Source organism: Candidatus Midichloria mitochondrii IricVA (assembly GCF_000219355.1).
GTDB lineage: Bacteria > Pseudomonadota > Alphaproteobacteria > Rickettsiales > Midichloriaceae > Midichloria > Midichloria mitochondrii.
This window is the reverse complement of the sequence record NC_015722.1, coordinates 958,395-973,898: the sequence shown is the minus strand read 5'-3', so window position 1 is coordinate 973,898 and position 15,504 is coordinate 958,395. Positions and strand designations below refer to the sequence as shown.

Annotated in this window: 21 protein-coding genes and 2 pseudogenes; 14 read left to right on the top strand and 9 right to left on the bottom strand. The window is 37.2% G+C overall.

Annotation, left to right across the window (positions count from 1 at the left end):
- The first annotated feature begins 119 nt into the window (after positions 1–119).
- From MIDI_RS10420 to MIDI_RS09445, 8 genes are all read left to right on the top strand, one after another.
- Positions 120–233 carry a sugar phosphate nucleotidyltransferase gene (locus MIDI_RS10420; protein ID WP_148234166.1) on the top strand — a complete coding sequence of 38 codons (114 nt, stop codon included), beginning with the start codon at positions 120–122 and terminating at the stop codon, positions 231–233.
- On the top strand, positions 230–439 hold the full coding sequence (locus MIDI_RS05070) for a glycosyltransferase family protein (protein ID WP_041185527.1): 210 nt from the start codon (positions 230–232) through the stop codon (positions 437–439). The genes MIDI_RS10420 and MIDI_RS05070 overlap by 4 nt, the downstream gene beginning before the upstream one ends.
- A 35-nt stretch (positions 440–474) precedes the next feature.
- Positions 475–705, top strand: coding sequence for a sugar phosphate nucleotidyltransferase (locus tag MIDI_RS05065; RefSeq protein WP_041185526.1), 231 nt, complete (start codon positions 475–477; stop codon positions 703–705).
- 321 nt (positions 706–1,026) lie between these two features.
- Positions 1,027–1,308: a hypothetical protein gene (locus MIDI_RS05060; RefSeq protein WP_410517899.1), complete on the top strand. Its 282-nt coding sequence runs from the start codon at positions 1,027–1,029 to the stop codon at positions 1,306–1,308.
- On the top strand, positions 1,289–1,414 hold the full coding sequence (locus tag MIDI_RS10415) for a cupin domain-containing protein (RefSeq protein WP_410517898.1): 126 nt from the start codon (positions 1,289–1,291) through the stop codon (positions 1,412–1,414). Before MIDI_RS05060 ends, MIDI_RS10415 begins: the two co-directional genes overlap by 20 nt.
- 139 nt (positions 1,415–1,553) lie before the next feature.
- Complete coding sequence (locus tag MIDI_RS08100) at positions 1,554–1,955, top strand: hypothetical protein (protein WP_041185524.1); 402 nt, start codon at positions 1,554–1,556, stop codon at positions 1,953–1,955.
- Positions 1,915–2,100: a transposase gene (locus MIDI_RS07395; protein ID WP_041185411.1), complete on the top strand. Its 186-nt coding sequence runs from the start codon at positions 1,915–1,917 to the stop codon at positions 2,098–2,100. The genes MIDI_RS08100 and MIDI_RS07395 overlap by 41 nt, the downstream gene beginning before the upstream one ends.
- Positions 2,101–2,207: 107 nt before the next feature.
- Entirely contained in the window at positions 2,208–2,441 is a 234-nt protein-coding gene (locus MIDI_RS09445; RefSeq protein WP_237697352.1) for a hypothetical protein, read from the top strand.
- A 44-nt stretch (positions 2,442–2,485) separates the two neighbouring features.
- Here MIDI_RS09445 and MIDI_RS10410 read toward each other — a convergent pair.
- From MIDI_RS10410 to yihA, 4 genes and pseudogenes are all read right to left on the bottom strand, one after another.
- Positions 2,486–2,545, bottom strand: a pseudogene (locus tag MIDI_RS10410) (hypothetical protein); the annotation flags it as partial.
- A gap of 202 nt (positions 2,546–2,747) precedes the next feature.
- Positions 2,748–4,598 (bottom strand): transglycosylase domain-containing protein, encoded by a 1,851-nt coding sequence (locus MIDI_RS05045; RefSeq protein WP_013951502.1) that lies wholly within the window; start codon positions 4,596–4,598, stop codon positions 2,748–2,750.
- A 7-nt stretch (positions 4,599–4,605) separates the two neighbouring features.
- Complete coding sequence (gene nuoF, locus MIDI_RS05040; protein ID WP_013951501.1) at positions 4,606–5,910, bottom strand: NADH-quinone oxidoreductase subunit NuoF; 1,305 nt, start codon at positions 5,908–5,910, stop codon at positions 4,606–4,608.
- 55 nt (positions 5,911–5,965) lie between these two features.
- On the bottom strand, positions 5,966–6,553 hold the full coding sequence (gene yihA, locus MIDI_RS05035; protein ID WP_013951500.1) for a ribosome biogenesis GTP-binding protein YihA/YsxC: 588 nt from the start codon (positions 6,551–6,553) through the stop codon (positions 5,966–5,968).
- A gap of 110 nt (positions 6,554–6,663) precedes the next feature.
- On the opposite strand from yihA, the gene MIDI_RS05030 reads away from it, so the two are divergent.
- The 4 genes from MIDI_RS05030 (at position 6,664) to MIDI_RS08965 (ending at position 8,442) form a co-directional block, all read left to right on the top strand.
- A complete protein-coding gene (locus MIDI_RS05030; RefSeq protein WP_013951499.1) occupies positions 6,664–6,873 on the top strand; it encodes a hypothetical protein in 210 nt (69 codons plus the stop codon).
- Between the two features lie 95 nt (positions 6,874–6,968).
- On the top strand, positions 6,969–7,766 hold the full coding sequence (locus MIDI_RS05025) for an inositol monophosphatase family protein (protein ID WP_013951498.1): 798 nt from the start codon (positions 6,969–6,971) through the stop codon (positions 7,764–7,766).
- Between the two features lie 356 nt (positions 7,767–8,122).
- On the top strand, positions 8,123–8,251 hold the full coding sequence (locus MIDI_RS09850; RefSeq protein ID WP_272940949.1) for a hypothetical protein: 129 nt from the start codon (positions 8,123–8,125) through the stop codon (positions 8,249–8,251).
- Positions 8,236–8,442, top strand: a complete 207-nt coding sequence (locus tag MIDI_RS08965; RefSeq protein ID WP_041185402.1) for a hypothetical protein — start codon at positions 8,236–8,238, stop codon at positions 8,440–8,442. Before MIDI_RS09850 ends, MIDI_RS08965 begins: the two co-directional genes overlap by 16 nt.
- Positions 8,443–8,531: 89 nt before the next feature.
- Here the strand turns inward: MIDI_RS08965 and MIDI_RS08960 are convergent, their stop codons facing one another.
- From MIDI_RS08960 to pth, 5 genes and pseudogenes are all read right to left on the bottom strand, one after another.
- Positions 8,532–8,672, bottom strand: coding sequence for a hypothetical protein (locus tag MIDI_RS08960; RefSeq protein ID WP_013951496.1), 141 nt, complete (start codon positions 8,670–8,672; stop codon positions 8,532–8,534).
- Positions 8,673–9,782: 1,110 nt separating this feature from the next.
- The gene (acpS, locus tag MIDI_RS05010) at positions 9,783–10,154 is read right to left on the bottom strand and encodes a holo-ACP synthase (RefSeq protein ID WP_013951495.1); all 372 of its coding nucleotides are present in this window, start codon (positions 10,152–10,154) and stop codon (positions 9,783–9,785) included.
- Complete coding sequence (aspS, locus tag MIDI_RS05005) at positions 10,151–11,980, bottom strand: aspartate--tRNA ligase (protein ID WP_013951494.1); 1,830 nt, start codon at positions 11,978–11,980, stop codon at positions 10,151–10,153. Before aspS ends, acpS begins: the two co-directional genes overlap by 4 nt.
- A gap of 147 nt (positions 11,981–12,127) precedes the next feature.
- A pseudogene (ychF, locus tag MIDI_RS05000) lies at positions 12,128–13,223 on the bottom strand (redox-regulated ATPase YchF).
- Positions 13,224–13,235: 12 nt separating this feature from the next.
- The gene (gene pth, locus MIDI_RS04995) at positions 13,236–13,793 is read right to left on the bottom strand and encodes an aminoacyl-tRNA hydrolase (RefSeq protein ID WP_013951492.1); all 558 of its coding nucleotides are present in this window, start codon (positions 13,791–13,793) and stop codon (positions 13,236–13,238) included.
- A 122-nt stretch (positions 13,794–13,915) separates the two neighbouring features.
- Here pth and MIDI_RS04990 point away from each other — a divergent pair, with 122 nt between their 5' ends.
- Together MIDI_RS04990 and MIDI_RS04985 are read left to right on the top strand one after the other, a co-directional pair.
- Positions 13,916–14,530 carry a ribonuclease D gene (locus MIDI_RS04990; protein ID WP_013951491.1) on the top strand — a complete coding sequence of 205 codons (615 nt, stop codon included), beginning with the start codon at positions 13,916–13,918 and terminating at the stop codon, positions 14,528–14,530.
- A 12-nt stretch (positions 14,531–14,542) separates the two neighbouring features.
- Positions 14,543–15,475, top strand: coding sequence for a tyrosine recombinase (locus MIDI_RS04985; protein ID WP_013951490.1), 933 nt, complete (start codon positions 14,543–14,545; stop codon positions 15,473–15,475).
- Positions 15,476–15,504 lie beyond the last annotated feature (29 nt).

Genomic DNA, 15,504 nt, shown 5'->3' with positions numbered 1-15,504 from the left:
ATCTTAATCGAATATTAAAAAACTTTCTTGCAATCTTTTTCTTTTATTATAGCATTTGGAGGCTGTGTGTTTTTATAGAACTAAAGTTCTATATTAAATTGGGAAAAGGTTAGTTTTTTATGCTTAAGAATTTTTCTATCACTCCTATAATTTTGTGCGGAGGCGAAGGTAGTAGACTTTGGCCTTTGTCTAATCCCATCGAAACCAAGACAATTCATCTCTACCTGGGATGAGTTATACTTTACTACAGAGTACGCTAATTAGGTTAAAGGAGGCACAGTATTTTAACCTCCCTATCATTATAGTACAGGAATGCTTTATATCGTATGTTGAAGAAAAAATTAAACAATTTAATATAGAAGTAGGGCATATCATAATGGAATCGCAAGCCAATGGTAGCGCATTTGCGGCTGCTTTAGCCACCGTTGTTAATAAATAAAAAAGTGATGCACTGAATTAGGAGTGATATTAATTATGCCAGTAGATCATTATTTAGAATATGCGCAAGAACTGTTTAATAAAATTTACTTTCTAGCTGCCAAAAGTCACAACAGAATTACAATCTTTGGCCTTCATCCTCAAAGAAAAGAAACTAGATATGGTTATATTCAGGTTGGGAAAGATGCTAACTTTGAAAGTATACAAAAAGCGAGTAGATTTGTGGAGAAGCCTACTGAAGAGAAAATTGACGATTTGGTGAAATAAATTTTGTTACTGGAACAGCGGTATATTTTTATCTGGAGTGGCTAATTTTTTACAAGAAATGAAAAATTTATGCCCTCAAATATATAGTAAATCCCAAGAAGCCTAAATAAATCTACTGAAATTAGTAATAGGACTTATATTTTACCAAATGAGCTGAGCAAAAAAGGATATCTATAGACACTGCAATTATTGAAAGATCAGATAATATCTTTACGTCTGTTGCAAATGTTAAATGGTATGACATAGGTTGTTTATATTCAGCTTGGGGGGGAAGTCGCGGAAAAAGATAAATACGGCAATTTTAGCAGTGGTAACACCCTCTTGATGGATACACAAAATAGTTACGTTGTCTCGGATCAAAAACCCATTGCAGTTATTGGATTAAATGACGTAATAGTTGTAAATACTGATGAAGCGATATTAATGGCTGATAAATCTAGCGGACTAATACACAAAACATGTATTATAACCTTAAATATGAGGTTTCAAATAATAAACCTTGGGGGAGCATTTTACGAAATTAAGAGAGGAAAAAAATTTTGCTATCAAAAAATTAAAAATAGCCCCTTTTTAAAGAACATCTTTGCAACTTCATCACAATAGAAGTGAATACCTGATCGTTATCGAGGGTTCAGCTGCAGTTATAGTAGGTTATGAAGGTTATACTTTGAATCTTGGCGATAGTGTGCTGGTGGGCTATCCTAAGTAACCCCAGTTTTAGGTAAGTTTTAAAGAAATTATCTGATATGGCTTCAAAGAAGCTGTGTAACCATTAAGTTCTTCTCAATTTCACGATAAATAAGGAAAGTGGTTCCTCTAGTAGAAATATTTTGTTTGATTGATGATTTTTGCAAGCGACAACTCACGTACCAAAGATCCTCAAGAAACTCGCAGAGACAAAGGGAACGAGAGTCTGGGATGATGCTTTCCGAAGTTATAACGATCCTCGTTTTGTTTCATTTGAGGGCATTACCGGATTCAAAGATTTTTACCTAAACTGTTTTCAAATCTCTCTCAGAGAGGGATTGCCGAAGCTTATCAGCTACAATCGCTTTGTTGAGCTGATGCGAGACGCGGTCATCCCGTTGGTCATTCTGCTGAATTGCTGCAAAGGGAAACAAACAGGTACGTTGACTCAACAAAAAGCTGGAAGGTTTTGTCATAACTTACGTATTAGCCGTAATAAGGTCCTTAAAGGCGTCGCTCAGCGTGGGAAAACGTCGACCCGGATGGTTCTTTGGCCTCAATGATCAAGGAGAGATTATGTCATTCACACTGACTTCGGGTAATACAGATGATCGAGCCGTTGTCGAGAAACTGACTCAATATTTGACAGGCCTTCTATTCGGAGATCGGTGGTATATAAGCAAAAACACTGAGCAATCAAGGTATTGAGCTCATCACACGGCTTAAGAAAAACAAAACCCGCTTGCGGCTTTTAAACAACTGCTTCTTGCAGGGCGTGGATTGATTGAAACAGCCATCGGAGAATTGAAAGAGATTTGCCAAATCCAGCGCCACGGCATCGCTCGCCAAACAATTTCTTGACAGACCTCTTTCTCAGGGCTCTTGGCTTATGTCTTCAACCCAATATTATCTCATGGAAAAATAGGCTCACGGGCATACTCCTTAACGTCAAACTGAGGTTACTTAGTGTGCGGCCATCCGCTAAAACTGCTTCACCGCCGGCAAATAGTACTCTGTTTGAATTATGCTCGACCTTGTTACCATATTGATCAACTTCAATATTAAAAAACTTCTTCAGCATATCGAAGTTTAAAGATTTGCCCCACCTTCTTGGACGAATAATTAATATTGCTTCTTTATCGCTCTCTATCACATGATGTATAAAGAGGGATTTATCTTACATAAGCGTCGTTTTGTCTACAGGAAAAGTTTTAAAATCATTACTACTGATGTGTTTGTTACTCATGTTTCATATCCCAGAATCAATTTCTATACCGGATTATAGCAGTATTGAGATAAAAGGCACTCCGTTACTCTTCTCCGCTGTTGATTCTATATAGCATTGAGTAGGTAGATCACCTCATTTTCATAAATTCTTTAAATATATTAGCGGGCAAGGTGCCGCCAGTAACACGGTTCATAGGAGTATTATCGTCGTTGCCAACCCAGATACCAAGAACTAAGTCATCTACAATTCCAATAAACCATGCATCGCGGTGATCCTGACTTGTTCCGGTCTTACCGTAAACTTTATGTTCAGGGACAGCAGCATTTTTGCTGGTACCATACATCACTGACGCTGCTAGCATATCTTTTATTTGAGATACTACGTTCTCTTCTAAAACTCTGCTATTATCAAATATCCCGCCTCTCTTGAGACGATAGATAGTTTTTTTATTAGAATTTGATATATTAAGTATACTTGAATCATTAACCAGCATTCCATCATTAGCTATGACTGCATAGCAAGAGACTAGATCTAATAAAGTAACTTCGCTTGTCCCCAGAGCAAGGCTTGGTAAGTTCTTCAAACTGTCTTCAATGCCGAGCTTTTCTGCCATAGAAATCACTTTTTCTCGACCTACAGATTCACTGAGTTTGATAGCGACAGTATTTAATGAGTAGGCAAAGGCATCAATTAAGGAGACAGTACCCATATATTTCCTTGAGAAATTCCTCGGGGTCCACTTACCAATTTTCACCTCTTCATCTTCAATATAGCTATCAGCGCTGTAACCATTTTCTAAAGCTGCTAAGTATACAAATAATTTAAAAATTGAGCCAGGTTGACGCTTTGCAGCAACCGCTCTATTAAATTGCGAGTGTACGTAGGACCTTCCTCCCATCATTGCTTTTATCCCCCCATTCTTATTCATTACTATAGCGGCGACCTGTATCTTTTTAGATATATTGTCTTTTTCTAAAGTTTTTGTGATAGCCTTTTCAAGGTTATGCTGTATTTCTAACGAAAAGGTTGTATGTATATCTAGATCCTGTTTGATATTGGGGATTAGTTTAGGTAATTCTGATAGTATATAATCAGTAAAGAACTGATTAACTAATAATCCGCTTGGCCGTGCGTTATTAATAAAATTGGGTATGGCAGCGTTCTCCATTTGTCTTTTAGAAATAAACCCAGCTGCTACCATGTTTGACAGCACTTGCTTAGCTCGATTCAATGCCACTTCTGCGCCTCCAGGGGGCGCATACCGAGAAGGAGCTTTAAGCATTCCGGCTATAAACGCTGATTCATAGAGCGTTAAGTTTTCAGTACGTTTACCAAAATAATTTCTAGCAGCCGCATCAACGCCGTAATTGGCATGCCCTAAAAAAACGCGGTTTAAGTACATAACGAGAATTTGCTCTTTGGAAAATAATCTTTCCAATTGAATTGCAAGTAATGCCTCTTGTACCTTACGTTTGATTGTGCGTTCTGCTGATAGGAAAATAATTTTTGCTAGCTGTTGTGTAATGGTGCTGCCACCTTGGACCACCCTTCCAGCAATTTTATTTTTATATGCTGCTCTAATTATGCCAAAATAATCTATTCCAGCATGATCAAAAAATCTTCTATCTTCTGTGGCTAAAACAGCATCGATGAGAGTTTTAGGTAATTGCCCATAGGTCAAAGATCTACAATAAATATCTCCATAATGAGCTAATATTTCTTCTGTTCCTGCTCTGATTATTATATGAGGCCTAGAATTGTCTTCTGATAATTTTTCAATGTCTGGAAGATCGATTGCACAGTAAATTATGAAAATGGAAATAAGAAAGGCGGCTATTATTAATCCTGCTATTGAGCTTTTTATAAAAAGCCTAAAAATTTTGTTTTGCCAAACTCTTTTTAATCGAAAGAAAATACCTTTTCTAGAGGCTTTTCTCCGTATACAAACTCTTTTAGAGGATTTAGCTTTTTTCGTCATGAGTTATTTATGCAGCCCTTCTTCCTTTTGAGAGTCTATTGTTGTGGAATATTTTAATACGATTTTCTATTTCGTTTCTGAAATGTCTAATTAAACCTTGTACGGGCCATGCAGCAGCCTCTCCAAGAGCGCAAATAGTATGACCCTCTATTTGTTTAGTAATTTCAAAAAGTTTATCTATTTCTTCCGAATGAGCGTTACCTTTAACCAGTCTTGACATAATTCTATAGATCCAACCTGTGCCTTCTCTACAAGGTGTGCACTGGCCACAAGATTCATGCATATAAAATTTTGACAATCGTGCTATTGCTTCAATCAAATCTGTTGATTTATCCATAACGATTACCCCGGCAGTTCCAAGTCCTGACTGTACCGCTCTTAGGCTATCAAAATCCATTAAAACATCATCACATATTTTTTTAGGTAGCATTGGCACTGATGAGCCGCCTGGAATAATGGCTAAAAGGTTATCCCAACCCCCTCTTACTCCGCCTGCATATTTTTCGATTAATTCCTTAAGAGGGATGGACATTTCTGCTTCAACGTTGCAAGGCTTATTTACATGGCCAGATATACAAAAAACCTTTGTGCCACTATTATTGGGTTTACCTAGAGAGAGAAACCAATCAGCAGTACGCCTCATAATGGCTGGAACCACTGCGATAGTTTCGACATTATTTACAGTTGTTGGATGCCCGAATAAACCAACTGCTGCTGGGAAAGCCGGAGGTTTAAGTCGTGGCATGCCTTTCCTGCCTTCTAAGCTATTAAGAAGAGCAGTTTCTTCTCCGCAAATGTAAGCTCCGGCCCCTCTATGTAGGTAGATATCGAAATTCTTGCCGCTGCCACAAGCATTTTTTCCAATTAATCCGGCTTCATATGCTTCATCAATTGCTTTTTGTAGAGCAATTGCTTCGTTATAAAATTCACCGCGTATGTAAATATAAGAGGCTTCTGCTCGGATTGCATGACCTGCTATGAGGCATCCTTCGATAATTTTATGAGGTTCGTGTCTTATAATATCTCTATCTTTGCAGGTTCCAGGTTCACCCTCATCTGCATTAACGACTAAATAAGAGGGATTTTCTTCAGTTGGATTTTTAGGCATAAAAGACCACTTTGCTCCAGTTAAGAATCCGGCCCCGCCTCTGCCTCTTAAACCAGATTTCTTAATTTCCTCAATAACTACATCGGGGCCTAATTTTAAAAATTTTATTGTTTCATCCCAATCACCGCGCTCCTTTGAAGATTTTAAATCAGCACTATCTTGTCCATAAAGATTAGAAAAAATTCTGTCACTATCCTTTAACATGATGCAAAAACGCTATCTAAGTTTTCTATATATAATAAAACAAAAGCAATTCATTTCAAGAAATTATATAATGCAAAATCACCTTACGTATTCTTTCTATACCTTCCTTATTCTTACTACTCGCGATCAAAGCGTTCGGCTCTAGGAGAGGGTATCTATCGTTAAAAGTGGTTATTGATTTTAAAATTTCTATTTCGCTTTTATTTAGTTGGTCAACTTTAGTGTAGATAATTCTACATTTAACTCCAGCTTCATTTAGTTGTTCGATGAGGTTTAAATCTAATTCTTTAAACCCAATTCTACTGTCTATCAAGATAAAAACCAGTTTTAATTGTTGACGGTTTTTTATGTACTCTAAGTTAAATTCTTGCCACTTTTGTATCACTTTTATTGGAGCTGAAGCATAACCATAGCCAGGTAGATCCACTATAATAAATTCTGGGAGCTTAAAAAAATTAATTTGTTGAGTCCTGCCGGGAGTTTTTGAAGTTTTTGCAATTTTTGCATTGCCAACAATTGCATTGATGAGGCTTGATTTACCAACATTCGATCTGCCTATAAAGGCAATTTCTGGTAGCTGAGTTTTTGGTAAATTGCGCAAATTAGCTGCGCTAGTTAAAAAAGTTGCTTGGTTGAAGAGCATAAGTATTGTTAACCACTATATAGAAAGTCAATACCACTTGACTAATTGTGTAAAATGTCCATAATCGCACTATGGAATTTTTAACACAAAGATTGATTGGGTTCAAGTGTATGGCAGCAAAGGGTACAAAAACATCAAAGAATAATATTGCGAATCGTGGTGCTTCCGCAACTTTAAAAAAGGTAGACGGAAAAGAAGTGAAACCTGTAATGTATAAGGGCGGAAAAATTGGGCATGGCAATTATGTAGCAGCTAAATTTGATAACGGTGATTTAGTGCGTGATGCGGCTGGAAGACCGGTTCCTTATCAAGTTTTATAAGCTTGGAAATTGTTTCAAAAAGGCGTTGAAAAGTTTATACTTTTTGGCGCCCTTTTTGTTTGATATTTCACTAATTCCTCAGGTTTTGACCTAATATGCATAGCAAGAGATCTAACCTAATAAATTTTTTAATAAAAACTTGTGATAAGGTAAGTAATGCCATTACCAGGGATTTTTATGAGTTAGAGAAGTTGCAGGTCTCTAAAAAGGATTTAGGAGGATTTGTAACCAACGCTGATGTAAAGGCAGAGAAAATTATCATTAGAGAGTTGTCTCATTTTTTTCCTGATAGCAACTTCTTGTTAGAAGAGCGGGGAGAAATTATAAATGACCCTGAATTTAATTATCGGTGGATAGTTGATGCTATTGATGGAACGTCAAATTTTATGCGTGGTAATCCGCATTTTTGCGTCTCAATTGCGCTTGAAAGGACCAATACAGAAAAAGAAATTATTGCCGGGATTGTCTATTGTCCAATTACAAGAGATATTTACTGGAGTGAAAAGGGCAAAGGAGCTTATTATATAGATGACCTTTATGCAGAGAGAAAAATAAAAGTCTCTAGCAGGGAAAAACTATCAGAATCGGTTGGTACCATAAGTAGTGTTTTAGGGAGTTATTCTACTGAGGAGGAAAGAATTCATTTGCTTTTGAAAGAGCAGAAGGCCAGATTTCGCATCACTGGATCTGCCGCTTTAGACATGGCATATATTGCGAGTGGTAGGTTTGATTTTTGTGTTCATGGTGTAATTAAACTTTGGGATATTGCGGCAGGTATTCTATTAATCAGAGAAGCAGGTGGAGTTGTTTCAGATTTTAAAAGTAATCATACGATAGAAGAGGGAAGCGGGATGATTGGCGCTAACCCTATCCTTTATAATTTAATGGTATAGGTTTAACCTCTTGTACCGCATTCTATTTGAGAGCCTATCGCTCGTAGTATTATGGCTAAAGTACTTTAATCTTTGCAAGGTAGGACATGTTAAAAAAGCAAACCAGCCTTGCAACAGTAAGTCTTTTGTGTCCCGCTAAGGATTTGGCAATGCCTGGTAATTATAGACAGCAATGAGAGGGTGTTGATATCTTCTAGTAGAATAGGTGGAGTAGAAATGGACAATCAAGTGTAAATATTGCGGCTCTAGCGAGCAGGTGAAGAATGGTGTGGTATAGGGACAGCAAGAGGTAAATAGGTGCAAGAATTGCAAAAAGAATTACCGAGAAGGTAATAAGCGACAGAAATACACTATGAATGATAGACTTAAAACCTAATCTTGAGGACTGCGGGATTAGGACGATAGAGAGACTGACTGGAATCCATAACAGCCAAATATCTTCATGGATCGAAGGACGGGGGGGCGCTATGTGCAAGAAAAGTTAGATAAGAGCTGCAACAGCACAAAGTCACTTAAGGATATCGAGGTCCTAGAGATTGGCGAGCTGTGCACATATATAAAAAAAGACCAAAGAATGGAAGTGGGGTACACCTTTATATTGATTGCAGTTGATAGAGGAGCGGGTGAAATTATTGATTTTGAAGTAGGTGACCGGGGAGTAAGGCAACCCACCTGAACCTGTCATTTAGGCTTTGAGGAACGTTATAAATGAGCATGTACAGATGATTACAGCGTTTATGAATACTATAAAATCTCCACGCACCATCACAGAACAAAAGCTGAGACATCATTGGTAGAATCAAAGAATTCTTTAAGAGGCATTATCAAGCTAGTTTTAATCGAAGAACGAAGCGCTACAGCAAATTCCTGAGGATGCTTTGCGCTACTCTTACCCTCTTCTTCCATAGGCATCTGCTGGATTTGAAACTCCTATCTATAAATATTAGGCAATGCCAATTTTTACATTAATTAAGCAGTGATTTACTTAAAAATATTCACTTGAAGTGTTAGTCATGCAAAAATAAAACGCTAGTCTACTCTTTTTTTATGCGGCCGGCTAATTGGCACCAATAGCACCAATACCAGCTGCATAAAGTAATCTACTCCGTTATTGCTAACACAAATGTGATTCTTCGCCAAAAAGAGAGCTTATCCCCTCATAAGGATTGTCACTCACATAACGAAGTCTGTACTTGGCATGTCATATGCATAAGCCACATCTTTCTCATGCTCGGCGAGTTTTAATTCACGTGCCATTTCCGTAGCCAAGTTTCCTTTCCTGATAAAAGATCACTAACGGCTCCTCCAATCGCTTTAGCCCCATGATAAGCAGAAGTTCCTGCTTCTTGCCCGCATTGCCTGTATGGTACAATGCAGACCCAGTTTTCTCAATTACGGGCTGTAAGCGCTGTATATCTCCGGTTTTACAGAAAGTAAGTCCTGTAACCAGAGCAAAAGCAGAAACCGGATAAAAATACAAGGCCTTTAGCTGCACATCCTAGCACGCTTGCTACTCCCGATATAACAGTTGACGCGATAGGTGAAACAGTATATTTAGCTATTGTAGATGCAGCACTTATAATAGGAAGATTTCCAATCACCGTTCCACAAAAACTCCTTATAAGTACAATAGGCTAATGGAAGCGCAGAAGCCACTCTTGCAGTATCCTTTGCAGCACAAAACGTCTCATAAGCTGCAGTGGTTGCTGATTCTTGAGCAGTTTTAGAATGATAACTAGCCTTAGCTACTTAGTTACATGTCTCTCTCGAGATAAAATACAACAAAAACCCCAACATGTGAGCGCCTCCTTAAAAATTTGATTCAACGTAAGTTCAATATATACAATAAGCTTCGCACCGCAACCGCTATCCCATATTATTGATACTAATATTACCCATTATTTACGAGCAATATTAACCTTTAATTAAGTCCCTAACATAAGCTTCACTTTTCTATTAAAATCGCTAGTAATGTACTAATAAACATACTCAGGCTTTTACTCAGCTGTGAGGGGCTTATCTATAACCATTCTTTTCAACAATTACATACGCTATTGCAAATTCCCGCTCGTCAGATAGAGAAAGGTGAGCCAGCTTATTGCCTAGCTTCTGGCAATTTATTTTAGGGGCTCCTAATTCATTATTTATGACTTCAATATCAAGAAAACCTAACCCATTTCCTATACCAGTTCCCAAAGCCTTAGAGAATGCTTCTTTAGCCGCAAATCTTTTTGCATAATAACTGGCTTGCAGCAATTCGTCTAACCTCTCCCCTAAATTTATTTCATCCTCAGTAAATATTTTTTTTTTAAAGCTCATCCCGTACTCTTTCAGTAAGTCTGAGATGCGGGAAATTTTAACAATATCGCAGCCAACACCTATAATCATGCAATCTTTTTTCCTAATTTGGGCACAACACTAATATTCAATTCTTTAAGCTGCTTAGCAGTTACAGAAGAAGGAGCGCCCATTAGCAGATCCTGCGCATTTTGGTTAAGAGGAAAAGCAATCACTTCTCTAATGTTAGGTTCATTGGCAAGTAGCATGACTATCCTATCAATACCAGGTGCGATCCCTCCATGTGGCGGGGCTCCGTAAGTAAATGCCTTAATCATGGCTCCAAATTTATTATCCACAAAATCTTTATCATAATCAACCAAGGAAAACGCTTTGTACATAATCTCAGGCTTATGGTTCCTAATCGCCCCACTTGAAAGCTCTATACCATTACAGACGATATCATATTGGTAAGCAGTAAGAGCTAACTGCTTTTCAACGGTATTTGCAGCTTCTAAAGCTTCTATACCCCCCTGTGGCATAGAGAAAGGATTATGAGAGAAATCTACTCTTTTCTCATCTTCGTTCCATTCATAAAATGGGAAGTCAATAATCCAACATAACTTATAAACATCCTTCTCAAGCAAATCTAGTTTTTGACCAATCTTAGTTCTAACATGGCCAGCCATTTTGGAGGCTAGAGCTGGTTTTTCGCAAATAAAGAATACCGCATCTCCATTTTGTAAACCTACTTGAGTTTTTAAATCTCTCAATTGTGCTTCATTTAAAAATTTTACAATGGGACCCTTTGCCATTCCATCTTCCCCAAAGACTATATAAGCAAGGCCCTTTGCCTGCAAATCAGTTTGCGCATAACTAACCATTTTATCAAAAAAACTGCGGGGTTGAGCAGCTGCTTGAGGAGCAGGAATCGCTCTGACGCACGCGCTATGCTTATCGATTGCTTCTTTAAATATAGCAAATCCTGAATCTTTAAATAGATCAGTGACATCTGATATAACAATAGGATTTCTCAAATCCGGCTTATCTGAGCCAAATTTCAGCATCGCATCAGCATATTTAATGCGCGGAAAAGGTGCTTCTGTCACTGCAAAATCTGAAAAATTCTTAAATGTCCCATAAAGTACTGGTTCTATAGTTGCAAAAACGTCTTCTTGGGTAACAAATGACATTTCAACATCTAGCTGGTAAAATTCTCCTGGCGCTCTATCAGCCCTTGCATCTTCATCTCTAAAGCATGGAGCTATTTGAAAATAGCGATCAAAACCGGAGATCATTAATAACTGTTTAAATTGCTGAGGAGCCTGAGGTAATGCATAGAACATACCATAGTGCAATCTGCTTGGGACTAGAAAATCTCTTGCGCCCTCCGGAGAACTGGCAGTCAAAATTGGAGTTTGAAACTCATTAAATCCTAATTCATGCATCTTCTCTCTAATAAATCGAATAACTTGATTGCGCAGAACTATATTTTTATGTAACTTCTCGCGTCTCAGATCTAAAAATCTGTATTTCAAACGAATATCTTCTGGAAAAGGCATATCGCTATTAACATTTAATGGTAGGACCTCGGCCTTTGAGTTAATAGAAAAGTCTTCGATTAAGACTTCAATCCTGCCTGTAGTTATTGAGCCATTCACTGTTTCATCTGATCTTTTCAAAACTGTGCCTGTAATAGTAATAACGCTTTCATAGCTTAAAGAAACTAATTCAGCATAGGCACTTTCTTCTAACCTTATTAACTCGGGATCCTGATCAGAGGTGACAATTTGAGTAATACCATAATGATCTCGTAAATCTATAAAAAAAACTCCGCCGTGATCTCTTTTTCTATGGACCCAACCTGATAGTCTAACTTTTTGGCCAATATCAGCCGAACTTAATTCGTTACAGTGATGCGTACGATATTTATGCATTGTGTTTTATTTTACTTAAAGATATGAGGTCAATTTATATATCAAAGCAGTCCAAGCTGCTACAAATTTTTCGGGTACTAATCCGATTCTCGGAAAAAACAGTGAACGGGAGAGAAGCGTATAAACGAAGTAATGATTTCAAAATAGTTAAACATTAAATCTAAAAATGCATAACATCACCATCATTTACTCTATATTCTCTGCCTTCTAGCCTCAGTTTTCCAGCTTCCTTGACTTTTGCTTCGCTGCCGTAATTCATGTAGTCAATACAGCTTATTGTTTCTGCACATATAAATCCCTTCTCAAAATCGGTATGGATAACCCCCGCTGCTTGCGGCGCAGTTGCCCCCTTATGAGTAGTCCAGGCATGCGCTTCTTTGGGACCTATTGTAAAGAACGTGATTAAATCTAAGGTTTCATAACTTGCTCTGATTAACCTATGTAAACTGCTCTCTTCAAGCACTAAAGCTTTTAAAAATGCTTCTTTCTCACTCTTTTCTGTTAGATTAGCAATTTCTTGTTCAATTTGAGCGGATATTAAAACTGTCTTAGCTCCAACTTCATTTGCCTTTTGCAATACAGCGTTAGTTAATGCATTACCATCTATTATATCTGACTCCGCTACATTGCAAACATATAAAAATGGTTTACTGGTTAAGAGCTGTAAGTTATTAATTTCATTAAGGTTATGCTCAGTAATCAAAGACCTTGCGGGTTTACCTTCGTTTAGCACTTTAAGTACCTCATTAATTAAGATTAACTGGTCTGCTATTTCTTTGCTTTGTTTAGATTTTTTCTCCATATTTGGTATTCTTTTAGTAAGGCTTTGGATATCTGCTAATATCAATTCTGTCTCTATTATTTCGTTATCAGAAATAGGATCAACTCTTCCCTCAACGTGTATAACATCTTGGTCATCAAAGCAGCGCAAAATATATAATATACAATCCACCTCTCTAATATGCGATAAGAACTGATTGCCGTGTCCCTGTCCTTCGTGGGCCCCTCTAACTAACCCAGCGATATCTACAAGCTCGATCTGAGCATGAATGGTATTTTGTGAGCCTGCAAGCTCTGCTAACTTTTCTAACCTTTTATCTGGAACTGAAACGCAACCGAAATTTGGATCGATAGTACAAAAAGGATAATTTGCAGCCTCAGCGGCAATACCGCTGGTTAATGCATTAAACAAAGTTGATTTACCCACATTTGGTAACCCCACTATTCCACATTTTAAAGCCATTTTGTCCTCAATTTAATTCGTATTATATACCGCTAAAAGAAACTTATCTTTGCCGTCTTTCATTAGTATATGAATGTTTTTAACAATCTTTTCTACCGCTACATTAATTATTTCGTTCTGTTCTTTAGTAAATTTTTTCAGTACATAATCGCTAACACTGCTTTTATATTCTGGCTTAGATATCCCTATACGCACTCTCCAATAATCTGTGCCTATATACTGATCGATAGATCTCAAACCATTATGGCCACCATGCCCGCCGCCTATTTTAACCTTAACTTTCCCCGTCTTGAGATCTAAATCGTCGTGAAATACAAAGATCTGAGCCGGTGGAATCTTAAAAAATTTAGCAGCTTCAATAACTGCCGCCCCTGAGTTATTAACATAAGTAACGGGCTTAAGAAGAACTAAGTCATCAGAGGTCCTAGTATATAAACTATGAAATTTGTTAGTGAAACTATTCACACCATATTTCCTCGATAATCGGTCTATCACTTCAAAACCTATATTATGCCGCGTTCCAACATATTCCTGTCCCGGATTACCAAGTCCAACCAGTAAATTAAGCATTGCTTTATAAAAATTGTACGAAGCTCCTAAATAGCATAAAAAGATAATAGTTGTAATTTGAATTTGTCATAATCCACATGATTAATGTATAAATAATTTTAAATTAATAGAAAGTCTTCAAAATGCAGTTTTTTTACCATAAGTACGATTTACCTAAAGATGTTGAATTTCCAGATGATATAGCAATTGATTGTGAAGCTATGGGGTTAAATATTTTAAGAGACAGGCTATGTGTAGTACAAATCAGCGCTGGTAATGGTACGGCCCATCTAGTACATTTTCCTTCTGCAGAATATGCAGCTCCAAATCTAAAAAAAGTATTAAGCAATGAAAAAACGGTCAAAATATTTCATTTTGCGCGATTTGATTTAGCTATAATAAATCACTACCTTAGCATCAAATTAAAGAACATATATTGCACCAAAATTGCCTCAAGATTAAGCAGAACTTATACTGATGCGCATAGTCTAAGAGAACTTTGTAGCGAACTCCTTGAGGTTAAAATTTCTAAGCAGCAGCAATGTTCTGACTGGGGGTCTAAAGAATTAACTCAACAACAAATAGAGTATGCTGGATCAGATGTTTTGTATTTGCATTCTCTACGCAGAGCTCTTAATGAAATGCTTGTAAGAGAAAATAGAAAGGATTTAGCGCAACAGTGCTTTGATTTTTTACCAACTAGAGCAGTGCTTGATCTTCTTGGTTGGAACGGGGCAGATATATTTGCTCATCACTAGATTTTTTTGAAAATGATAAGATACGGTAGAGCACTAGAAAATTTTTTAGAAATGCTGGCAGCTGAAAGGTCTGTTGCTCAGAATACCGTATACGCATATAAGAACGATATAGAAAAGCTTTTAGAGCACACAGCTAGCCTTCAGCTAAAATTGGATGAGATAAATTTAAAAATTTTAGAAGATTATCTAGCAAAACTTAAGCTCAATCAAGGCATTGGGCCTAAAACCATTTCAAGAAAGATTTCATCAATAAGGCAATTTTTTGATTTCTTAACTTCAGAAGGTTTGGTAAAAAATAACATAGCAGTTGATTTAGTGATGCCTAAAAAATCAATAGATCTTCCAAAAGCTGTATCACGGAATGAGATAGATATGTTATTACAGTACGCATACAACATCAGTACGTTTGAGGGCATAAGAACAGCAACCATGCTTGAACTTCTATACGCCACGGGGATGCGGATCTCAGAATTATTAACACTAAAACTTCAATCTTTACAAAACAGCCCAAAATCATCAGCTAATTATGTAATAGTTAAAGGTAAAGGTGGTAAAGAAAGAATTGTACTTTTAAATGAATATGCAAAAGAAGCTCTGGCTAAATACTTGGAAATCAGAGAAGCTTTTATAAAGCGCGGTACAAAAACAGATTGGCTGTTCCCTTCTTTCAACAAAGCCGGTAAGGTTACTCATCTCACTAGACAGCGATTTGGTCAGGTTTTAAAAGAGGTTGCCATTAATGCTGGCGTCAACCCAAATATTATATCCCCCCATAAGATTAGGCATTCTTTTGCTACTCATATGCTGCAAAATGGGGCCAACCTGCGAATAGTTCAGGAATTACTCGGTCATTCGGACATATCATCTACTCAGATATATACTAAAGTTAGTAATGAGCAAGCAGCTAAGCTCGTACTCCAAAAACACCCACTTAAAGACTCATGAATTTGCTTGATCCATCATTTAAGAAAGTC